At 71.0% G+C, this 20,115-nt stretch carries 18 protein-coding genes; 8 read left to right on the top strand and 10 right to left on the bottom strand.

Annotation, left to right across the window (positions count from 1 at the left end):
• Nucleotides 1–163: 163 nt before the first annotated feature.
• On the bottom strand, nucleotides 164–1,204 hold the full coding sequence (gene purM / locus ACQPZP_RS02435; RefSeq protein ID WP_433475979.1) for a phosphoribosylformylglycinamidine cyclo-ligase: 1,041 nt from the start codon (nucleotides 1,202–1,204) through the stop codon (nucleotides 164–166).
• Nucleotides 1,201–2,712 carry an amidophosphoribosyltransferase gene (purF, locus tag ACQPZP_RS02430; protein ID WP_433475978.1) on the bottom strand — a complete coding sequence of 504 codons (1,512 nt, stop codon included), beginning with the start codon at nucleotides 2,710–2,712 and terminating at the stop codon, nucleotides 1,201–1,203. The genes purM and purF overlap by 4 nt, the downstream gene beginning before the upstream one ends.
• 129 nt (nucleotides 2,713–2,841) lie before the next feature.
• Here purF and ACQPZP_RS02425 point away from each other — a divergent pair, with 129 nt between their 5' ends.
• On the top strand, nucleotides 2,842–3,207 hold the full coding sequence (locus tag ACQPZP_RS02425) for a hypothetical protein (protein WP_433475977.1): 366 nt from the start codon (nucleotides 2,842–2,844) through the stop codon (nucleotides 3,205–3,207).
• 19 nt (nucleotides 3,208–3,226) lie between these two features.
• Here ACQPZP_RS02425 and ACQPZP_RS02420 read toward each other — a convergent pair whose 3' ends face one another.
• Together ACQPZP_RS02420 and ACQPZP_RS02415 are read right to left on the bottom strand one after the other, a co-directional pair.
• Nucleotides 3,227–3,853 carry a LamG domain-containing protein gene (locus tag ACQPZP_RS02420; RefSeq protein ID WP_433475976.1) on the bottom strand — a complete coding sequence of 209 codons (627 nt, stop codon included), beginning with the start codon at nucleotides 3,851–3,853 and terminating at the stop codon, nucleotides 3,227–3,229.
• Nucleotides 3,854–3,896: 43 nt separating this feature from the next.
• Nucleotides 3,897–4,340, bottom strand: a complete 444-nt coding sequence (locus ACQPZP_RS02415; protein ID WP_433475975.1) for a sterol carrier family protein — start codon at nucleotides 4,338–4,340, stop codon at nucleotides 3,897–3,899.
• Between the two features lie 127 nt (nucleotides 4,341–4,467).
• Here ACQPZP_RS02415 and ACQPZP_RS02410 point away from each other — a divergent pair, with 127 nt between their 5' ends.
• From ACQPZP_RS02410 to ACQPZP_RS02400, 3 genes are all read left to right on the top strand, one after another.
• A complete protein-coding gene (locus ACQPZP_RS02410) occupies nucleotides 4,468–6,201 on the top strand; it encodes a serine/threonine protein kinase (protein ID WP_433475974.1) in 1,734 nt (577 codons plus the stop codon).
• A gap of 148 nt (nucleotides 6,202–6,349) precedes the next feature.
• Nucleotides 6,350–7,513, top strand: coding sequence for a S8 family peptidase (locus ACQPZP_RS02405; RefSeq protein WP_433475973.1), 1,164 nt, complete (start codon nucleotides 6,350–6,352; stop codon nucleotides 7,511–7,513).
• Nucleotides 7,514–7,664: 151 nt separating this feature from the next.
• Entirely contained in the window at nucleotides 7,665–8,636 is a 972-nt protein-coding gene (locus tag ACQPZP_RS02400; RefSeq protein WP_433475972.1) for a coiled-coil domain-containing protein, read from the top strand.
• A gap of 444 nt (nucleotides 8,637–9,080) precedes the next feature.
• On the opposite strand, the gene ACQPZP_RS02395 is transcribed toward ACQPZP_RS02400, so the two are convergent.
• From ACQPZP_RS02395 to purS, 5 genes are all read right to left on the bottom strand, one after another.
• Nucleotides 9,081–9,233, bottom strand: a complete 153-nt coding sequence (locus ACQPZP_RS02395; RefSeq protein WP_433475971.1) for a hypothetical protein — start codon at nucleotides 9,231–9,233, stop codon at nucleotides 9,081–9,083.
• A gap of 65 nt (nucleotides 9,234–9,298) precedes the next feature.
• On the bottom strand, nucleotides 9,299–11,500 hold the full coding sequence (gene purL, locus ACQPZP_RS02390) for a phosphoribosylformylglycinamidine synthase subunit PurL (protein ID WP_433479537.1): 2,202 nt from the start codon (nucleotides 11,498–11,500) through the stop codon (nucleotides 9,299–9,301).
• Nucleotides 11,501–12,618: 1,118 nt separating this feature from the next.
• On the bottom strand, nucleotides 12,619–13,299 hold the full coding sequence (gene purQ / locus ACQPZP_RS02385) for a phosphoribosylformylglycinamidine synthase subunit PurQ (protein WP_433475970.1): 681 nt from the start codon (nucleotides 13,297–13,299) through the stop codon (nucleotides 12,619–12,621).
• Between the two features lie 98 nt (nucleotides 13,300–13,397).
• Complete coding sequence (locus ACQPZP_RS02380) at nucleotides 13,398–13,838, bottom strand: ATP-binding protein (RefSeq protein ID WP_433475969.1); 441 nt, start codon at nucleotides 13,836–13,838, stop codon at nucleotides 13,398–13,400.
• A gap of 238 nt (nucleotides 13,839–14,076) precedes the next feature.
• Nucleotides 14,077–14,319 carry a phosphoribosylformylglycinamidine synthase subunit PurS gene (purS, locus tag ACQPZP_RS02375; protein ID WP_433466032.1) on the bottom strand — a complete coding sequence of 81 codons (243 nt, stop codon included), beginning with the start codon at nucleotides 14,317–14,319 and terminating at the stop codon, nucleotides 14,077–14,079.
• Nucleotides 14,320–14,414: 95 nt separating this feature from the next.
• On the opposite strand from purS, the gene ACQPZP_RS02370 reads away from it, so the two are divergent.
• From ACQPZP_RS02370 to ACQPZP_RS02355, 4 genes are all read left to right on the top strand, one after another.
• Nucleotides 14,415–16,034 (top strand): hypothetical protein, encoded by a 1,620-nt coding sequence (locus ACQPZP_RS02370; protein ID WP_433475968.1) that lies wholly within the window; start codon nucleotides 14,415–14,417, stop codon nucleotides 16,032–16,034.
• Nucleotides 16,035–16,242: 208 nt separating this feature from the next.
• Complete coding sequence (pdhA, locus tag ACQPZP_RS02365; protein WP_433475967.1) at nucleotides 16,243–17,373, top strand: pyruvate dehydrogenase (acetyl-transferring) E1 component subunit alpha; 1,131 nt, start codon at nucleotides 16,243–16,245, stop codon at nucleotides 17,371–17,373.
• A complete protein-coding gene (locus ACQPZP_RS02360) occupies nucleotides 17,370–18,359 on the top strand; it encodes an alpha-ketoacid dehydrogenase subunit beta (protein ID WP_433475966.1) in 990 nt (329 codons plus the stop codon). The genes pdhA and ACQPZP_RS02360 overlap by 4 nt, the downstream gene beginning before the upstream one ends.
• 5 nt (nucleotides 18,360–18,364) lie before the next feature.
• Nucleotides 18,365–19,807 carry a dihydrolipoamide acetyltransferase family protein gene (locus tag ACQPZP_RS02355; RefSeq protein WP_433475965.1) on the top strand — a complete coding sequence of 481 codons (1,443 nt, stop codon included), beginning with the start codon at nucleotides 18,365–18,367 and terminating at the stop codon, nucleotides 19,805–19,807.
• A gap of 51 nt (nucleotides 19,808–19,858) precedes the next feature.
• On the opposite strand, the gene ACQPZP_RS02350 is transcribed toward ACQPZP_RS02355, so the two are convergent.
• Nucleotides 19,859–20,101, bottom strand: a complete 243-nt coding sequence (locus ACQPZP_RS02350; RefSeq protein WP_433475964.1) for a DUF6458 family protein — start codon at nucleotides 20,099–20,101, stop codon at nucleotides 19,859–19,861.
• Between the last annotated feature and the right edge of the window lie 14 nt (nucleotides 20,102–20,115).

The raw sequence follows: 20,115 nt of genomic DNA, 5'->3' as shown, positions 1-20,115 counted from the left end.
TACGCCACCGCCCGCATCGCCGGGCGGTGGCGTTTGTCATGATCTTGCCGAGCGAGCCCCTGGGGCGCGTTCGGCGTCCGGCGGTTCACCCTGTGACGTGAGTGGCCTGTGAGGCGCTCAGCGGGCCGCTCAGGCCCGTCGGCGGGCCACGGCCGGCCGACGGTCAGAGCAGGGTCGCCGTACCGGTGCCCTCGGTGATCTCGCCGAGCCGCCAGGACGGCACGCCCCGCGACGCCAGCAGGCGGAGCGCCGCGTCGGCGCTGTCCGGGCCGACGATCGCGGCCATGCCGACACCCAGGTTGAAGGTCTTGTCCATCTCGGCCTGCGGCACGTCCCCATGGGCTTGCAGGACGCGGAACAGGGGCGGGACCTCCCAGGAGGAGCGGTCCAGCACGGCGTCCACGGTCGGTGGCAGAGAGCGCGCCAGATTCGCCGCGAGGCCGCCGCCCGTGATGTGCGCGAACGCCCGCACTCCGCCTGCCTGGGTCAGGGCCAGGCAGTCCTTGGCGTAGATGCGCGTCGGGGTGAGAAGTTCCTCACCGAGCGGACGGGTCAGGTCGGCCGACCGGGTCTCCAGGGTGAGGTCCGTCGTCGCCAGGATGTGGCGAACGAGCGAGTACCCGTTCGAGTGGATGCCGGACGACGCCATGGCGAGCACGACGTCGCCCACCCGGACACGCTCCGGCCCCAGGATCTCGTCGGCCTCGACGACGCCTGTCCCGGCGCCCGCGAGGTCGAACTCGTCCGCCTGCAGCAGCCCGGGATGCTCGGCGGTCTCGCCGCCCACCAGGGCGCATCCGGCCAGGGCGCAGGCGTCCGCGATGCCGCCGACGATGTCGGCGATCCGTTCCGGGACGACCTTGCCGCAGGCGATGTAGTCGGTCATGAACAGCGGCTCCGCGCCGCACACGGCGAGGTCGTCGACGACCATGCCGACCAGGTCGTGCCCGATCGTGTCGTAGACGCCGAGACGCCGCGCCAGGTCGACCTTGGTGCCGACACCGTCCGTGGACGTCGCGAGCAAGGGCCGCTTGTAACGCAGGAACGCCGACGCGTCGAACAGGCCCGCGAACCCGCTGACGTCGTCGACGACCTCCGGGCGCCGCGACCGCGCCACCCGGGACTTCATCAGCTCGACGGCGCGTTCGCCGGCCTCGATGTCGACGCCGGCGGCCTCGTAGGAGGTCGCCGGGCGGTCCGTCATCGGCCGACCTCCAGCAGGTGCTTGCCGCGGGCGCCCTGCTCCACCGGGATGGGGTAGACGCCGTCGAAGCACGCCCGGCACAGGTTGTCCTTGGCGATCTGCGTGGCGGAGATCAGCTCGTCCAGGGAGATGTAGCCGAGCGAGTCGGCCCCGATGGAGTCGCGGATCTCCTCGACCGACAGGTTCCCGGCGATCAACTCGGCCCGGGTCGCGAAGTCGATGCCGTAGAAGCACGGCCAGGAGACGGGCGGGCTGGAGATGCGGACGTGCACCTCGGCGGCGCCCGCGTCCCGCAGCATCGACACGATCGCGCGCTGGGTGTTGCCGCGCACGATCGAGTCGTCCACCACGACCAGCCGCTTGCCCTCGATCGTCTCGCGCAGCGGGTTCAGCTTGAGCCGGATGCCGAGCTGCCGGATCGTCTGGGACGGCTGGATGAACGTCCGGCCGACGTAGGAGTTCTTCACGAGGCCCTGGCCGTAGGGGATGCCGGACGCCTCGGCGTAGCCGATCGCGGCCGGGGTGCCCGACTCGGGCGTCGGGATGACCATGTCGGCCTCGACGGGATGCTCGCGGGCCAGCCGCCGCCCGACCTCCACGCGGGTGGCCTGGACGCTGCGCCCGGCGATCGTCGTGTCGGGCCGCGCCAGGTAGACGTACTCGAACAGGCAGCCCTTGGGGCGCGCCTCGGCGAACCGCTCGGACCGCACGCCGTCGCCGTCGATCGCGACCAGCTCGCCCGGCTCGATCTCCCGGACGAAGCGGGCGCCGACGATGTCGAGACCCGCCGTCTCGGACGCCACCACCCAGCCGCGGTCCTCCAGGGCACCGAGGACGAGCGGCCGGATGCCCTCGGGGTCGCGGGCGGCGTAGAGCGTCCCCTCGTCCATGAAGACCAGGGAGTACGCGCCGCGCGTCGCGGGAAGGATCTCCCGCGCCGCCGCCATCGGGCCGCCCTTGTCATTCGAGGGGGGGCGACCCCCCGCACCCCCCGGAGCCCCTCCGGCTCCGACCATGCCATGGGTCGCCAGCAGGGCCGTCAGGACCTCGGTGTCGCTCGTCGCGGTCAGCACGCCGGGCTCCAGCCGGGCGGCCAGTTCCGGGGTGTTGATCAGGTTGCCGTTGTGCACGAGCGCCAGGCCGCCGTCGTCCGTGGACCGGAACGTGGGCTGGGCGTTCTCCCACGTGGGCGACCCGGTCGTGGAGTAGCGGCAGTGGCCGACGGCGATGTGGCCGCGCAGGGTGTTCAGCACCGACTCGTCGAAGACCTGGGCGACGAGGCCCATGTCCTTGAAGACGACGATCCGGGAGCCGTCGCTCACGGCGATCCCCGCCGACTCCTGACCGCGGTGCTGGAGCGCGTACAGGCCGTAGTAGGTGAGCTTGCTCACTTCGGCCCGGGCGGCCTGCTCGGCCGGCACCCAGACGCCGAAGACGCCGCAGGCGTCCTGCGGAGCACGGTCGGAGGGGTCGATGTCGTGGCTCAGTCGTCCGTCACGGAGAGGCACGCTTGCCAGTCTAGATGCCCGGTTCACCTGCTCCGATCGGTGGCATCTCCTTAACGGACCTTTACTCGCCGGAACCACGGGCATCACTTGGTGACGGGGACTCTGGGGACGACCACATGGAGGAGACCCATGACGCTGCCCGGGTACCGGACTTACCCGCCCCCTGCCCCGCCCAGGCGGAGCACTCTGGCCCGGACCTCGCAGTTGCTCGGAATCATCGGTCTGGTCGGGCTCGCGGCGTGCTTCGCCGGGGTGATCCCGGCGCTCGTCGGCCTCGTCCTGGGAGCGGTCTCGCTCGTGCGGCGTGACCCCGACCGGCGCCCGGCCCTCGTGGGTGTCGCCTGCTCGGCCGTCGCCGTCGTCATAGGCGCGGGGACACTTTTCTGGCTGCTGGGCAAAGCGGCCCAATGCGGGGACGAGGCACGCTACCCGGACGATCTGTCCCGGCGAGGCTGCGTCGAGCGCGAGTTCCCCTTCGCCGAGGCGAACACCTGACCCAACGCACCCACCCGCTCTACTCCGCCAGTGCGCGGACGGCTTCCTCGCCGAGCGGGGAGGCGTACACACGTAGATCGGCGATGAGCCCGCCGAAGCCGGGCTTGGTGGGTTCACGGCCCAGGTAGATGGGGCCGGCCGGTGTGACGACAGCGTGTTCCAGGGACACGCCTGTGTCCTGCTTGCCGTTGACGTAGAGGAACATCCCCTGGGTGTCCACGACGAATGCGACATGCGCCCATTCGCCTACGGTCAACCTGGTGCGGCTGTCGACGTAGTCGGGGCCTTTGACGGTGAAGAGCTGGACGCGCAACCTCATCGCGTCCGGGTACAGCCACAGCCCGAGGCCCCGTGCGTCGTTCTCGGCGACGGGCTTGTAGACGAGGCTGCGCCACTCCCCGGTCGGTTCCTCGGTGACCTGGACGAAGAAGGCGACGCTGAACCCGAAGATCTGGCTGAGGACGAGTTGCGGCGCGGCGGGGACCACGGCGCGGTCGTGCCCGCCGAGCGACAGCGCCCGCCCGTTCCGTGCGGGGACGATCCCGGTGTTGTCTCCCAGCTCGACGGCGGGTGAGGCCCCCGCCGTGTCCAAGACCCGGCGGCCGTCCACGGTGTCGGCGTCGAACGTCCAATGCGCGATCAGCACGGGATCACCTCCGGTAAGGCGGAGGCTAGGCGCACCGTGCCGCTCAGTCGAGGGGAATGGGGAGATATGCCGACAGGTCCGCGCGCGCGCCACTCGCACGGACTCGTCCATCCGCTGTCGCATCTGCCCAGGCCAACCGGCCGGTGGCCAGAGCGATCCACGTGGCGGCGTCCATCTCCACCACATTCGGGGGTGTACCCCGGGTATGGTGCGGGCCGTCGATGCACTGAACGGCGGCGTGCGGAGGGACGCGGACCTCCACGGAACGGCCTGGTGCCAGCTCGGCGAGCCGGTCGAGCAGGAACCGCACCGCTCCCTTGACGACCGGCCGGGACGGTTCGGCGCCTCCCGTCCCCATACCGGCGAGGACCGTGTCCAGGGCCGCGCGTCGCAGCTCGGCGGGCTCGTCCGCGCCGGTGTACGGCGGCAGGCCGAGCGCGGCGCGCTGCTCGTTCAGGGCGGCGGGTGAAAGCGGTGTACGCGGCATCGCGGACGACGCTACCGGGTCCGCCGCGGTGCCGAGCAGGCGGTAGAAAGGACGCCGTTGCCAGGCTGGGTGGAACAGAACGGGGAGGCCGGGGACGCCGTCCCCGGAGGACACGGAGGTTCGTCAGATGCCCGAGGCGCTGCCCCTGCAGCCGGGTGACCCGCGAAGACTCGGCTCGTTCGAGATCACGGGACGGCTCGGCGTCGGCGAGCAGGGCGCCGTCTTCCTCGGCAGGGACACGGCCGGCGGCCCCGTCGCCGTGAAGGTTTTGCATGTGCGGCTGAGCGGCGAGCCCGTCTCGCGGTCGCGGTTCACCGACGCGTTCTCCTCCGCCCGGAAGGTCTCGGGTTTCTGCACGGCCGCGATCCTGCACGCCGACGTCGAGGGCGACCGTCCCTACGTGGTGAGCGAGTGGGTGGACGGGCCGTCCCTCCAGCAGCTCGTGGACGAGGAGGGCCTGCGCGGCGGCACCGTCGTCGAGCGCGTGGCCGCCGGGATGGCGGTCGCCCTGGCGGCGATCCACCGGGCCGGCGCGCTGCACCACAACCTGAAGCCCGGGAACGTTCTCCTGGGCCGGAACGGGCCGAGGATGAGCGACTTCGGCATCGCCCGCGCCTTGGAGGCCGTCAACGTCGGCTTCGGCGGGCACATGACCGAGGACCCCGCCTACAAGTCCCCCGAGCAGTTGAGCGGACTGGGCATCGGCCCGGCCGCGGACGTGTTCGCCTGGGCGTCGACCCTTCTCTTCGCCGCCACGGGCAGGCCGCCGTTCGGGGAGGGTTCGCCGTCCGAGGTGATGCAGCGGATCGTCTACGACGAGGCCGACCTGTCGGACGTCCCCGATTCCCTGCGCGACGTCATGGCGAGCGCCCTGGCCAAGTCTCCGGCGGAGCGTCCCACGGCCAGGGAGGTCCTCGAACGGCTGCTGAGCGAGGACGACACGCTCGCCGGACGCCTGCCCTCCTCGGTGGTGGAGGAGGGTCGCGCGCTGGCCGCGGGCACCGTCCCCCAGCGCCCGGTGCCGCCACCGTCACCACCACCGCCGCCACCACCAGCAGCGGCGCCACCGCCGCCCCCCAGGGTCGACCCGCCGCGTCCGCCGGCGGACGATCTCGACCCGTCGGCCTTCGAGGCGACCGCGGCCTTCGACGCGGTCGGCTCACACCGGCCGGAACCGGGCGGCCACGCGGGCGGCCGCGACCACGAGGAGCAGACGGCGAGGTTCGACGCCGTCCGTCCCGAGCGGACGGCCACCTTCGACGCGGTCGACCTGGAGCACCACGCGAACGCCGGCGAGCCCATGCCGCACTTCGTCCCCGGGCTCCGGCACGGGCGCGACAGCGGCGGGCACCGCGCCTCGCCGCTGGCCTCCCTCGCCAAGATGCGGCGCCCCGGCAACCACGTGCTCGGAGTGGCCCTCTCCATGTTCATCGGCGTCAGCGTCGGCATCGCCATCATCGCGCTGGTGCTGTGGCCTCAGCTCAAGGCGGACGACGACGGACCCCCGTCCGACAGCACCAACTCCTCCAACAACCGCCCGGTGACGACGATCCCGGCCTCGTTCGCCGGGACGTGGAAGGGGACGGTGGTCAACACCGGCCGCAACGCCTCCTTCCCCGTGGAGATCACGTTCGAGGCGGGCGGCACGACCGGGCAGGCCCTGTACCCGAGGGAGAACTGCACCGGCAGCCTGACGCTCACCCGGGGCACCGAGAGCGCACTGAAGATGAACCTCGACATCGGTAAGCCGTGCACGTCCGGGACCGTCCAGGTCACCCGGCAGCCGGACGGGACGCTCCAGTACACGTGGACCAAGGCGGGGACGAGCCTCGGCTACGGGGGCAGGCTCACCCGGAGCTGACCCCGAAGTGAAGTTTCGGGGCCACATTCCGTAATTAGTCCAGTTTGTCGTCTCATAACTGGAAAGTTCCGCTAAGGTTTCCCCTCGATCGAGACCATCGATCATGTGACAGGGTCCGCCGCGCGGTCCCCCGGCGGAAGGAGAAGCCTTGCGGGCTGTCCACCGAAGGCTGCTGCTGGTCGGCACGGTCGCGACCTGCGTCGGCGCCGCAGCGGCGTTCCCGGTGCTCGCCGACGACTCCGCCTCCCTCGTCAAGGTGACGGCGGCCGAGGGCACCCCGGTGCCCGGCAGCTACATCGTCACGCTCAAGTCCGGAGCGTCCCCCGATGCAGCCGCGAAGAACGTCAAGGCCACCGGCGTCAAGCGCTTCGACGGCGTCCTGAACGGCTTCGCCGCACGGCTGAACACCGACCAGCTCGGCAAGCTGCGCCGCGACCACCGCGTCGCCGCGATCGAGCAGGACCAGGTCGTCAAGGCCGACACGACCCAGCGCGCACCGCTGCCCTGGGGCCTCGACCGCATCGACCAGCGGTCCGCGAAGCTCTCCAAGACCTACTACTACAAATCCTCCGGTCTGGGCGTCAACGCCTACGTCATCGACACCGGCCTGGACGTCAGGCACACGGAGTTCGGCGGCCGCGCCTCGATCGCCTGGACGGCGTCCAGGTTCAACGGCGACGGACGTGACTGCGCCGGCCACGGCACCCACGTCGCGGGCATCATCGGCTCCAAGACCTACGGCGCCGCCAAGTCCGTCAGGCTGCGGGCCCTGCGCGTCCTCGACTGCCAGGGCGAGGGCTCGATGTCCGACGTCGTCGCCGCCGTCAACTGGGTGCGCACCCACGCCGCCAAGCCGGCCGTGGCGAACCTGTCGCTCGGCGGACCCAAGTCCACGGCGCTGAACACGGCCGTCATGAACCTGTCCAAGTCCGGTGTGTTCACCTCCGTGGCCGCCGGCAACGAGAACGCCGACGCGTGCAAGACCTCGCCGGCCGGCGCGGGCTGGGTGATGGCGGTCGGGGCGACCACCAAGTACGACAACCGCGCCTCGTTCTCCAACTGGGGCAAGTGCGTCGACATCAACGCGCCCGGCTACGGCGTCTACTCCACCTGGCCCGGCGGCGGCCACAAGTCGCTGAGCGGCACCTCGATGGCCACCCCCTACGTCAGCGGCGTCGCCGCCCTCTACCTGTCCACCCACAGGACGGCCACCTTCCCGACCGTTCAGAAGTGGCTGAACGACAACTCCACGCACAGCCTCAAGAATCTGCGCTCGCAGCCCAACCGGCTTCTCTACAAGGGCAAACTGTGAGTCCTGTCACGTAGGATGGCCCGGCTCCCAGCAAGGGGGCCGGGCATCTCGCGCTTCGCCCCGTCTCACCCACCCCAGGGGTTTACTCTTGGCGGGGCATAGACGGTTCTTTAACGTTCATTGACCTTCGGCCGTGACGAGAGGAGAACACGTGGAGACCCCCGCCTCCACCCGCCGGCCCGCTCGGCGCCGGGGCGGCCGACGCGCCGCCGCGGCTCTCGTGGCCGTCGCCGCCGTGCTGCCGCTGATCGGCGCGGCGACGCCGTCCGCCGTCGCCGCGCCGCCCGCGTCCCTTCCCCTGGACCCGGGCGACAGCGGCAAGTTCGCGAAGCTGAACCGTCAGATCGAGCAGCTCGACAAGGAGTTCGGCGGCGACCTCGCCAAGCTGAAGGACGCCAAGTACGCCGCCGAGAAGGCGCTTGACAAGTCCAACGACCTGCAGCGCGACCTTCAGGAGGCGCGCAGCCTCGTCGCACAGCTCGCCGCGAACCAGTACATGATGAACGGTGAGGACCCCACCGTCACCTTCCTGTCCGACGCGGATCCTTCGGAGCTGCTCAGCAACGCCACCCTGGTCAACCATCTCGCGCAGAACAAGGCCGCGAAGGTCGCGCAGATCCAGAAGCTCGTCCAGGACCAGCTGCAGGCCCGCAAGCAGGCCCAGCAGAAGATGGCGGAGCTGAACAAGGAGATCAAGGATCTGAAACGCCGCAAGGCGCAGATCCAGACTCTGGTCAAGAAGTACAAGCCGGAGTCACCGAGCGTCGGCATGGGCGGCGTGACGCCCCGCATGCTCAAGGTCAAGAACACCATCGACCTGGAGATGGGCCCGTTCCCCACGATCGGCTGCGTCCGGCAGACCGGCGACCCTCAGGACCACGGGACCGGCCACGCCTGCGACTTCATGGTGACGACCGGCGGCGTCATGGCCACCGGCAGCGCCCAGGCCCTCGGCGACCGCACCGCCGCCTACGCCATCGCCCACGCGAGCGCCCTGGGCATCAAGTACATCATCTGGCGCCAGCGCATCTACGACCTGCGCAGCCCGGGCTGGCGCGCCATGGAGAACCGCGGCGGCGTAACCGCCAACCACTTCGACCACGTCCACATCTCGGTCTTCTAGTGACCCGGTGGTCGAGCGGCGCGTGCGCCGCCCGACCACCGGGCTAGTGCGTCAGGCCAGGAACCTTACTTGCCGTTCCAGACCCTCATGAACGCCTCGCCGATCTTGCTCGCGTCCGACGAGCCCGACGAGCCCGACGAGGAGCCCGACGAGGAGCCGGACGGGCGCGAGGAGCTCGGAGTGGAGCTCGTCCGCCCGTGCGGGGTGGAGTCGATCCCCGCGCTGGTCGGAGTGGAGTCCGTCCGCCCGTGCGGGGTGGAGTCGATCCCCCCGCTTGTCGGAGTGGAGTCCGTCTTATTGTGCGGAGTCACGCTGAACCTGCGCGAATGCGGCATGGTTCTTCTCCGTTTCCTGTTGATTGGCCATGTCCGACTAACGACCAGTCGGACCTTTCGGCCACTGACCGTCCGGCGCCAGGCAAGATCGGCAACTCGACCGTGTCGGTCAATTTGAGTAGAGCCAGACCAAGGCCGCTGCCGCGGCGATGAGCGTCGCCACGATGAGGAAGCGTCCGATGGGGTTTCGCCAGTTGAAGACGTAGTGGTTGGTGCCCCATCGGGAGCGGACGAAGATCGGCTCGTCTGGGTCTCCACGCATCCAGAGAGCATAGGCACGAAAACGGCGCCCTTCGAGGGGCGCCGTTTTCGCGTGCTGGGGTCCCGTCAGTCGGCGTAGCTGGGGAGCATGCGCTCGTGGGCCTCGCGGAGCTCGGAGAGGCCGATGCTGAACAGCTCCTGCTGGTCGCCTTCGGGGCCGCGTCCCGTCACCTGCAGCGAGTCCCCGCCCGCCACGCCGATCTGCGTGACCGGGACGCCCGCCGACTCGCACAGGGCCGCCAGGCGCGCCTCGGCGCCCGGACGGACCGCCACCATGGCGCGGGCCACCGACTCGCTGAACAGCGAGACGAACGGGTCGCCGTGCAGGGTGATGCGGGCGCCGAGCCCGCCGCGCAGGCACGACTCCACCAGCGTCTGCGACAGGCCCCCGTCCGACAGGTCGTGGACGGCGGTGACGAGCCCGTCCCGGACGGCGGCGACCATCACCGACGCCAGCGCCGCCTCGGCCTTCAGGTCCACCAGCGGCGGGAGGCCGCCCAGGTGGCCGTAGACGACGTGCGCCCATTCCGAGCCGCCGAACTCCTCGCGGGTCTCGCCGAGCAGGGCCAGCGTGGCGCCGTCCGAGGTCAGCGACATGTTCACGCGGCGGCGCACATCGTCGTGGACGCCGAGGACGCCGATGACCGGTGTCGGGTTGATCGGGGTCTCGCCCGTCTGGTTGTAGAAGCTGACGTTGCCGCCGGTGACCGGGATGCCGAGGTACTGGCAGCCGTCCGCCAGGCCCTCGACCGCGCGCGCGAACTGCCACATGACGCCCGGGTCCTCCGGGGAGCCGAAGTTGAGGCAGTTGGTGACGGCCAGGGGCCGCGCGCCCGTCGAGGCGACGTTGCGGTACGCCTCGGACAGCGCGAGCTGCGCGCCCGAGTACGGGTCGAGGCGGGCGTAGCGGCCGTTCCCGTCGAGGGAGAGGGCGATGCCCAGCCCGGACTCGTCGTCGATCCGCACCACGCCGGCGTTCTCGGGCATGGCCATGACGGTGTTGCCGAGGACGTACCGGTCGTACTGCGACGTCACCCACGTCTTGCCGGCGAGGTTCGGCGACCCGGCCAGCCACAGGACGGTCCGGCGCAGCTCGTCGCCGTTGGACGGGCGGGTGAGCCGCCCGGGCGTGTCGGACTGCAGCGCGCCGAGGTCCTGCGGCGGCTCCAGCGGACGGTTGTAGACCGGGCCCTCGTCGGCGGCCGTGACCGGCGGGATGTCGACGATGGTCTCGCCGCGCCACGTCATGACCAGCCGGCGCGTGTCGGTGACCGTCCCGATCACGGTGGCCGGGATCTCCCAGCGCGCGCAGATCTCCATGAAGCGGTCCACCTTGGCGGGCTCCACCACCGCCATCATCCGCTCCTGCGACTCGCTCATGAGGATCTCCTCAGGGCGGAGCGTCTGGTCGCGGAGCGGGACGAGGTCGAGGTCGACGTGCATGCCGCCGGTTCCGGCCGCGGCCAGCTCCGTCGTCGCGCAGGACACGCCGGCCGCGCCGAGGTCCTGGATGCCGACGACGAGGTCCTCGCCGAACAGCTCCAGGCAGCACTCGATGAGCAGCTTCTCCATGAACGGGTCGCCCACCTGGACGGACGGCCGCTTCTGGTGCGACTCCTCGTCGAACGTGGCCGATGCCAGGACGGACGCGCCGCCGATGCCGTCCGGGCCGGTGAGGGCACCGAAAAGGATCACCTGGTTGCCGGGGCCGGGGGCCACGGCGCGCTTGATGTCCTCGTGCTTCATCACGCCCACGCACAGCGCGTTGACGAGCGGGTTCTGCTCGTAGCAGGCGTCGAAGACCGTCTCGCCGCCGATGTTGGGCAGGCCGAGGGAGTTCCCGTAGCCGCCTACGCCGGCCACGACGCCGGGTAGGACGCGCTGGGTGTCGGGAGCGTCCGCAGGGCCGAACCGGAGCGAGTCCATGACGGCGATGGGGCGTGCGCCCATCGACATGATGTCGCGGACGATCCCGCCTACGCCGGTGGCGGCTCCCTGGTACGGCTCAACGTAGGACGGGTGGTTGTGCGACTCGACCTTGAAGGTGACCGCCCAGCCCTGGCCGATGTCCACGACACCGGCGTTCTCCCCCATGCCCACTAGGAGCTTGTCCGTCTTCGGGGCCTTGTCGCCGAACTGGCGGAGGTGGACCTTGGAGCTCTTGTAGGAGCAGTGCTCGCTCCACATGACCGAGTAGATGGCCAGCTCGGCCGACGTGGGGCGGCGTCCCAGGATGCTGCGGACGCGCTGGTACTCCTCCTCGTTCATCCCCAGCTCGACGAACGGCTGTGAACGCTCGGGGGACGCGGCGGCGATGGCGACCGTGTCCGTGCCGTGGTCGACCGGCGCGGACGCCCCGATCGCCGCCTGCGGACCGGTGCCGACCGCGGGCAGCGGGCCGGTCCCCGGGCCGACCGCCGGCAGCGGACCGGTACCCGTCCCGACAGCGGGCTGCGGGCCCGTGCCGGGGCCGACCGGAGGCTGCGGGCCGGTCCCGGGGCCCTCGGCGCGGACGGGCGCCAGCGAAGCGGCGTTCAGCTCGATGAGGGGCTGCGGGCCGGTCCCCGGACCGCCGAGCCCCAGCGCGGGCTGTGGCCCCGTCCCAGAGCCGATCACCGGCTGCGGGCTGGTCCCCGGCCCGACCGCGGGCAGCGGCCCCATGTCGGGCCGCACAGCGGGCTGCGGGCCCGTCCCGGCGCCGACCGCGGGCAGCGGCCCGGTGTCAGGCCGCACGGCGGGCTGCGGACCGGTGCCGGTGCCGACCGCGGGCAGCGGGCCGGTCCCCGGGCCGACCGCCGGCAGCGGACCGGTACCCGTCCCGACAGCGGGCTGCGGGCCGGTGCCGGGTCCGGCGAAGGGCTGAGGGCCGGTGCCGGGTCCGGCGAAGGGGTGAGGGCTGGTGCCAGGGCCGGGGAAGGGCTGAGGGCTGGTGCCAGGGCCGACCGGAGGCTGCGGGCCCGTGCCGGTTCCCACGGCGGGCTCGGACGACGCAGGCGGGGCGATGTACTCGCTCAGGTCGGGCATCGTCAGCGAAGGATCGACCACGGTGGACGTGGGATCGCTGGACGAGCGCTCCTCCTCCAGTGCCCGGGCGAACTCCTGCTCGGGGCCCTCCAGAGGCTTTCCGAGGACGGGCTGCTCGTCGTTCAGCACCGGGATGGGCCCGGTGAAGGGCCCCGGAGCCGGCTCGGCCACGGGCTCCTGCACGACCGGCGGGGGCGTGGCCAGATCCTCGTCGACGATGGCCTTGAAACCCTGCGTCACCGCGGGGTTGACGGGCTGGAGCTCGGGATCGTCGGCATCGGATTTGAGCTCGCCGAGCCACTCCATCGAGGGCTCGTCGGAGTCGCGGGTGGCTCGCCCGGAGGCGTGGGGCCGTTGCTCGCTCATGCGTTGACCAGTCTCTTGACGATCGAGGTGAAGAAGCCCAGGCCGTCGGTGGACGGCCCGGTCAGTGACTCCACGGCGTGCTCGGGGTGGGGCATGAGCCCGACCACGTTGCCGGCCTCGTTGCAGATCCCGGCGATGTCGTCCAGGGAGCCGTTGGGGTTCAGGTCGAGGTACCGGGCGACGATCCGGCCGGTGTCGGCCAGTTCGATCAGGGTCTCCCGGTCGGCGGTGTAGCGGCCGTCCCGGTTCTTGACCGGGATCACCAGCTCCTGGCCCTCGCTGTACTCGCTGGTCCAGGCGGTGCTCGCGTTCTCGACCCGGAGCCGCTGGTCGCGGCACACGAAGTGCAGACCCGCGTTCGGGAGCAGGGCGCCCGGCAGCAGGTGCGACTCGCACAGCACCTGGAAGCCGTTGCAGATGCCGAGCACGGGCAGGCCGTCCCCCGCGGCGGCCACCAGTTCCTTCATCAGCGGCGCGAACCGGGCGATCGCCCCGGCCCGCAGATAGTCCCCGTAGGAGAACCCCCCGGGCAGGACGACCGCGTCGACCCCTTGCAGGTCGTGGTCGCCGTGCCAGAGTGCCACCGGCTCCGCGCCGGCCAGCCGGACTCCGCGTGCGGCGTCCTTGTCGTCCAGAGAACCAGGGAAGGTGATGATCCCAACCCGGGCAGCGTCCATCTCTTCTGTTCCTCCGAAATGAGGTGCTCCGGGACGGTCGGGATCTCCTCCGCCGATCACCCCGCTGCGCGCCGCAATCCCCCCGCGCGCGTACCAATCTACCCGGCGTTGTGCATGAGGCTGCGGTCGAGTCGCCGGACCAGGGCCCCGTCGCTCCAGGTCAGGCGCTTCCGCAGGTGAACGACCGTGCCCCTGTCGGGCGAGGAGTCGATGTCCAGATCGTCCACCAGCGCACGCATGATCCTAATCCCGCGTCCGGACTCACTCAAAACCCCCCGGTCCTCGGGGGCCGGCCGGGGCCCGCCGCCCCAGTCCATGATCTTGAGCATGCACGCGCCGTCGTCCACATGCCCCGTCACCTCGTACTCCCCGGTCGCGCGGGCGTGCTGGACGACGTTCGTGCACGCCTCGGAAATGGCGACGAGGAGGTCGTCGACGCAGTCCTCGGAAACGCCCAGCCCCCGCAGCGCGTCCCCTGTCACCCGCCGGACCACCGGGATGCTCAGCGCGTCGCGCGGCAGCGCGAGCGAGAACCTCATATCCACCCGGACACCTCGTGTCATGCCCCGGGCGTCCCGACCGTTTCCCCCGGCCCCGGAGCGTTCTCGACGACTCGACGCAGCTAACACTTCCCCGGCGGAAACTTCCGTAATCGCCATACTCGCGGGCGCGCGATTTGGAACGCACCAAGCATCGCCCGGATACCGAACGGCATTCCACGCCATTTCCGGCAAGGCCGACCGGCATCTTCCGGCGCCGCCTCGACATCGGCCGGAGCTAGAGAACGCGAACCTCGTAGTTCTCGATGACCGGGTTCGCCAGCAGCGTCTCGGCGATCTTGCCGACCTGCTCCAGGGCCGCTTCGTCGGCGTCCCCCTCCAGCTCCACCTCGAACCTCTTGCCCTGCCGGACGGCGACGACCCCGTCGAACCCCATCTGCGGCAGTTTGCGGGCGATCGCCTGCCCCTGCGGGTCGAGAATCTCCGGCTTGAGCATGACGTCCACGACGACACGCGCCACGGTCGCCCCCTCACTGATCTGCGCTTTTGCTTACGATCCTGAAGCGTACGGCACCATTGCCCATCACGAGCCATCAGCACCCCCGGAGCCATCCGATGAACATCGAGGACCTGAGCCCTTCGGAGCGCCGCCTGTGGGAGGCGTTCCCCAAGGGCGAATCCGTCGACCTGTCGTCCGGCGACCCCGCATTCGACGACATCGGGCAGTCGGACCGCTGGGGGCGCGACCGGGTGGTGAGAGCGGAGGTCCTGGTGGCGCTGCTCGTCGGCGCCGTGGAACCCGAACCCGGGCAGGTCGCCGCCGTCCGGCTCGGCGGGGCCCGCATCACCGGCTCGCTGAACCTCGGGCACGCGGAGGTGAGCGTCCCGCTGGCGCTCACCGGCTGCGCGTTCGACGAGGCGCCGCACCTGTACTGGGCGAGCATGAACAGCGTTCATCTGATGCGCTGCCGCCTGCCCGGCCTGATCGCCTCGGGGACCCGGGTGGACGGGCACCTCTGGCTGGAAGGCAGCCGCATCAGCGGGGGCCTGTGGCTGGACGGCGCGAACATCACCGGCATCCTCAACATGTCGGGCGTCCAGCTCACCAACCCGGGCGGGGACGCGCTGCTCGCGGACCGCCTCACCGTCGAGGCGAACGTCTACTGCGACCAGGGCTTCGCGGCGAGCGGCGAGGTCCGGCTGCCCGGCGCCCGCGTCGGCGGCCAGCTGATCTTCCGCGGCGCGCGGCTGCACAACCCGTCCGGGGCCGCCCTGTACGCCAGCCGGCTGGACGTGGCCGCGAACGTGTTCTGCGACGGCGGGTTCTCGGCCGAGGGCGAGGTGCGGCTCCGCGGCGCCCGCGTCGGCGGCTACCTGTCGTTCGTCGGCGCCCGCCTGTCCGCCCCGCAGCGGACCGCGCTCAACGCCGACGACCTGGCCGTCGAGACCGACGTCTACTGCTCGGACGGCTTCACCGTCCTCGGCGCCGTCAGCTTCTCCGGGGCCCGCGTCACCGGCCAGCTCAGCCTGCGCGACGCCCGGGTCCGGCACGACCAGGGGACGGCCCTCAGCCTGCAGCGCGTCCAGGCCGAGGAGCTCCTGCTGCGCACCGCCGAGCCGATCAAGGGGACCGCGGACCTCTCCTACGCGCGCATCAACCTGCTCCGCGACGACGCCGCGTCCTGGCCGGAGCGGCTCCAGCTCGACGGCCTGCAGTACGAGACCCTCGAACCGCCCCTCACCGCCCGCGAACGTCTCGGCTGGCTGCGCCGCGACACCGACGGCTACGCCCCGCAGCCCTACGAGCGGCTCGCGCAGACCTACCGTTCCCTCGGGCTGGACGCCGACGGGCGCTCCGTCCTGCTCGCGAAGGCCCGGGACCGGCGCAGGACCCAGGGTGTCCCCCGCAAGATCGTCGGCTATCTGCAGGACGTCCTGATCGGCTACGGCTACCGCCCGTTCCGCGCGGCGAGCTGGCTGATCGGCCTCCTCGCCTTCGGGACGATCGTCTTCTCCCTCCACAAGCCGGACGTTCTGGATACCGGCCACAAGCCGCACTTCAACGCGTTCTTCTACACGCTCGACCTCATCCTGCCGATCGGCAACCTCGGCCAGGAGATGGAGTTCGCCCCCACGGGGGTCTACCAGTGGATCGCCAACCTCATCGTCGCCGCCGGCCTGGTCCTCGGCCTGACCGTCGCCGCAGGCGCCACCCGGGCCCTCTCCCGCGAATGACCCCGGTGGACCCGGGTGGCATGCGTCACGTTTGCGTCAGGGCGCGGGGGCGCGGGTAGGGACGTCGATGGCGGGACTTGCATCGCAGGGTGTGATGTCTGCCACGATGGCATTGCGGCTTTTGTCCCTTACCGGGGGCTCTAGGCCGTTGACATCGGCCGGCAGCGCGGCGATCCCGTGTTCCGGCCCCGAACGAGGAGTGTCATCGATGACGATCGACTCCGTGCGTGGCGCGCCAGACACCCCCGGGCTCGGCGAGCCCGAGCTCATCCAGCTGCTCACCCCCGAGGGCGAGCGCGTCGAGCATCCCGACTACCCCCTGGACCTCAGCGCCGAGGAAGTACGCGATCTTTACCGCGACCTGGTGATCGTGCGGCGGATCGACCTGGAGTCCGTGGCCCTCACCCGGCAGGGCGAGCTCGGCATCTGGGCGTCGCTGCTGGGCCAGGAGGCCGCGCAGATCGGGTCGGGCCGGGCGCTGTCCGAGCACGACATGGTGTTCCCGACGTACCGGGAGCATGGCGTCGCCTGGTGCCGGAACGTGGAGCCGCTGAAGCTGCTGGGGCTGTTCCGGGGCGTCAACCATGGCGGGTGGGATCCGGCGGAACACGGCTTCCACCTGTACACCATCGTGATCGGCAGCCAGACGCTGCACGCGACGGGGTACGCGATGGGCATCCAGCGGGACGGTGTGCTGGGCACGCCGTCGGCGGGCGCGACGATCGCCTACTTCGGGGACGGGGCGACCTCGCAGGGGGACGTGAACGAGTCGTTCGTGTTCGCGTCGGTGTTCAACGCGCCGATCGTGTTCTTCTGCCAGAACAACCAGTGGGCGATCTCCGAGCCGCTGGAGCGGCAGTCGAGGATCCCGCTGTTCAAGCGGGCGCAGGGTTACGGGTTCCCGGGTCTGCGGGTGGACGGGAACGACGTGTTCGCGTGCCTGGCGGTGACCCGCAAGGCGCTGGAGAACGCCCGGACGGGTCAGGGCCCGACGCTGATCGAGGCGTTCACGTATCGGATGGGCGCCCACACCACGACCGACGACCCCACGCGGTATCGGCTGAAGGCCGAGGAAGAGGCGTGGAAGCTCAAGGACCCGATCGAGCGCGTCAAGGCGTACCTGGTCCGGGGTGAGCTGGCCGACGCGGGGTTCCTGACCAAGGTCGAGGACGAGGCCAAGCAGATGGCCAAGGAGCTGCGGGAGGCGTGCCTGGCGTTGCCGGACCCTGAGCCGCTGTCGATGTTCGAGCACGTGTACGCGGGCGAGCACCCGCTGATGACGGAGGAGCAGGAGCGCTTCGCCGCCTACCTGGACTCGTTCGAAGGGGAGGCGAAGTGAGCACCCTGACGCTCGGCAAGGCCATGAACGAGGGCCTGCGCAAGGCCATGGAGAGCGACCCGAAGGTCCTGGTCATGGGAGAGGACGTCGGGAAGCTCGGCGGCGTGTTCCGGATCACCGACGGGCTGCAGAAGGACTTCGGCGAGGAGCGGGTCATCGACACCCCGCTGGCGGAGTCGGGCATCGTCGGGACGGCGATCGGGCTGGCGCTGCGCGGCTACCGGCCGGTGGTGGAGATCCAGTTCGACGGGTTCGTGTTCCCGGCCGCCGACCAGATCATCACGCAGCTGGCGAAGATGCGGATGCGCTCGCTGGGCGCGGTGTCGCTGCCGGTCGTGGTGCGGATCCCGTGCGGCGGCGGCATCGGCGCGGTGGAGCACCACTCCGAATCGCCGGAGGCGTACTTCACCCACACCGCCGGGCTGCGGGTGGTGGCGTGCTCCAACCCGGTGGACGCCTACGCGATGATCCAGCAGTCGATCGCCTCCCCCGACCCGGTGATCTTCTTCGAGCCCAAGCGCCGCTACTGGGAGAAGGCCGAGGTCGATCTTGATGCGGGGGTCGACTCCACCGACTGGGCGCCGCTGCACCAGGCCAAGGTCGTGCGGCCGGGCGAGCACGTCACGGTGCTGGCCTACGGGCCGTCGGTGAAGACCTGCCTGGAGGCCGCGGGCGCCGCGGCCGAGGAGGGACGCGTCCTGGAGGTCATCGACCTGCGGTCGCTGAACCCCCTCGACATCGCCACCGTGACCGAGTCGGTGAACCGGACGGGACGCTGCGTCGTGGTGCACGAGGCCCCGGTGTTCAGCGGCTACGGCGCCGAGCTGGCCGCGCGGATCACCGAGCGGTGCTTCTACCGGCTGGAGGCGCCGGTGCTGCGGGTCGGGGGGTTCTCCACCCCGTATCCGCCGTCCCGGATCGAGGACCATTACCTGCCCGACCTGGACCGCATCCTGGACGCGGTCGACCGGACCTTCGCGTGGTGAGCCCGGTGAACCCGACGAGCCCGGTGAGCGGGCCGAAACTGTTCAAGCTGCCGGACGTGGGCGAGGGCCTGACCGAGGCCGAGATCGTGAAGTGGCACGTGCAGCCCGGCGACACCGTCGAGGTGAACCAGACCATCGTCGAGATCGAGACGGCCAAGGCGATCGTGGAGCTGCCCTGCCCGTTCGAGGGTGTGGTGGCCGAGCTGCTGGTCACCGAGGGCCAGACCGTCGACGTCGGCGTCCCCATCATCTCGGTGGACACCTCGGTGGACACTGGAGGCCAGGGCGGCGTGGCGACGCCGGTGTCCGAGCCCCCGGCGCAGGCCGCCGCGATGCGCGAGGAGGGCGTTCCGACCCTTAGCGAGCCGGGCATGGTGTCGCCCGAGCAGCCCGCCGAGCAGCCGGCCGAGCAGCCGCCCAAGCGCCAGCCCGTCCTGGTCGGCTACGGGGTCAAAGAGGGGACGACCAAACGCCGCCCCCGCAAGACTCCGAACGGCACGGCCACGGGCGGCACGGCGCCACCGGCACCGCCTCGGACGCAACTCCCGGCTCCTCGTCCACAGCCTGTGGAAAACGGGCTGCCGCTGGCCAAACCGCCCGTCCGCAAGATGGCCAGGGACCTCGGAGTGGACCTGACGTCCATCACGGGGTCGGGTCCGCAGGGCTCGATCACCCGCGAGGACGTCCTCGCCGCGCAGGCGGGACCGCCAGCGCCCGCCGTGCCGGTCCAGGCGGGCCCGCGCGAGGAGCGCGTGCCGGTCAAGGGGGTCCGCAAGGCGACCGCCGCGGCGATGTCCGGTTCGGCGTTCACCGCGCCCCACGTCACCGAGTTCCTCCAGATCGACGTGACCCCGGCGATGGAGACCGTCAAGCGGCTCCGCGACCTGCCCGAGTTCGCCGACGTGAAGGTGTCGCCGCTGCTGCTGGTGGCGCGCGCGGTGCTCACCGCCGTGGCGCGCAACCCGATGGTGAACTCCACCTGGGTGGACGGCCCGGACGGCGCGGAGATCGTCGTCAAGCGCTATGTGAACCTGGGGATCGCGGCGGCCACCGACCGCGGACTGCTCGTCCCCAAGGTCAAGGACGCCCACGACCTCGACCTGCCCGGCCTCGCGCGCGCGTTGAACGAGCTGACCGACAAGGCGCGCGCGGGCAGGGCGTCCCCGGCCGACCTGTCCGGCGGGACGATCACGATCACGAACGTGGGCGTGTTCGGCGTGGACACCGGGACCCCGATCCTCACCCCGGGTGAGGCCGCGATCCTGGCGTTCGGGCAGGTCCGGGACATGCCCTGGGTGCACGAGGGCGAGCTGGCGATCCGGAAGGTCACCACCCTGTCCCTGTCGTTCGACCACCGCATCGTGGACGGCGAGCTGGGCTCGCGGTTCCTCCGCGACGTCGGCGACATGCTCGAGGACCCCATCCGCATGCTCGCCTGGAGCCGATAGCCGACGACCGTTCCGAGGGGCCGGTGGCGACACCGGCCCCTCGGGGCGTTCTCAGGGCCGGGGCGGGTTGTCCCCGTCGTACATGCGCTCGTCGCGCCGGTTCTGGAAGCGCGGGCCGCGCTGCTGCATGCGCGACATCATCAGCAGCTGGAGTGCGAAGCTCACCCCGCCCACGATGATCAGGATGACGCCGATGATGTGGATGTCCACCGGGTCGGTCATCGCGTCCGGCTTGATCGCGAACTTGAGGATCAGCCCGAGCGTGATCGTGAAAACACTGACGCCGACACCCATGCGCTGACCTCCGC

Origin of the sequence: Spirillospora sp. CA-142024, assembly GCF_050942325.1 — a bacterium.
Lineage (GTDB): Bacteria > Actinomycetota > Actinomycetes > Streptosporangiales > Streptosporangiaceae > Spirillospora.
Note: the sequence above shows the minus strand (reverse complement) of the source record. Positions and strands in the feature narration are given on the sequence as shown.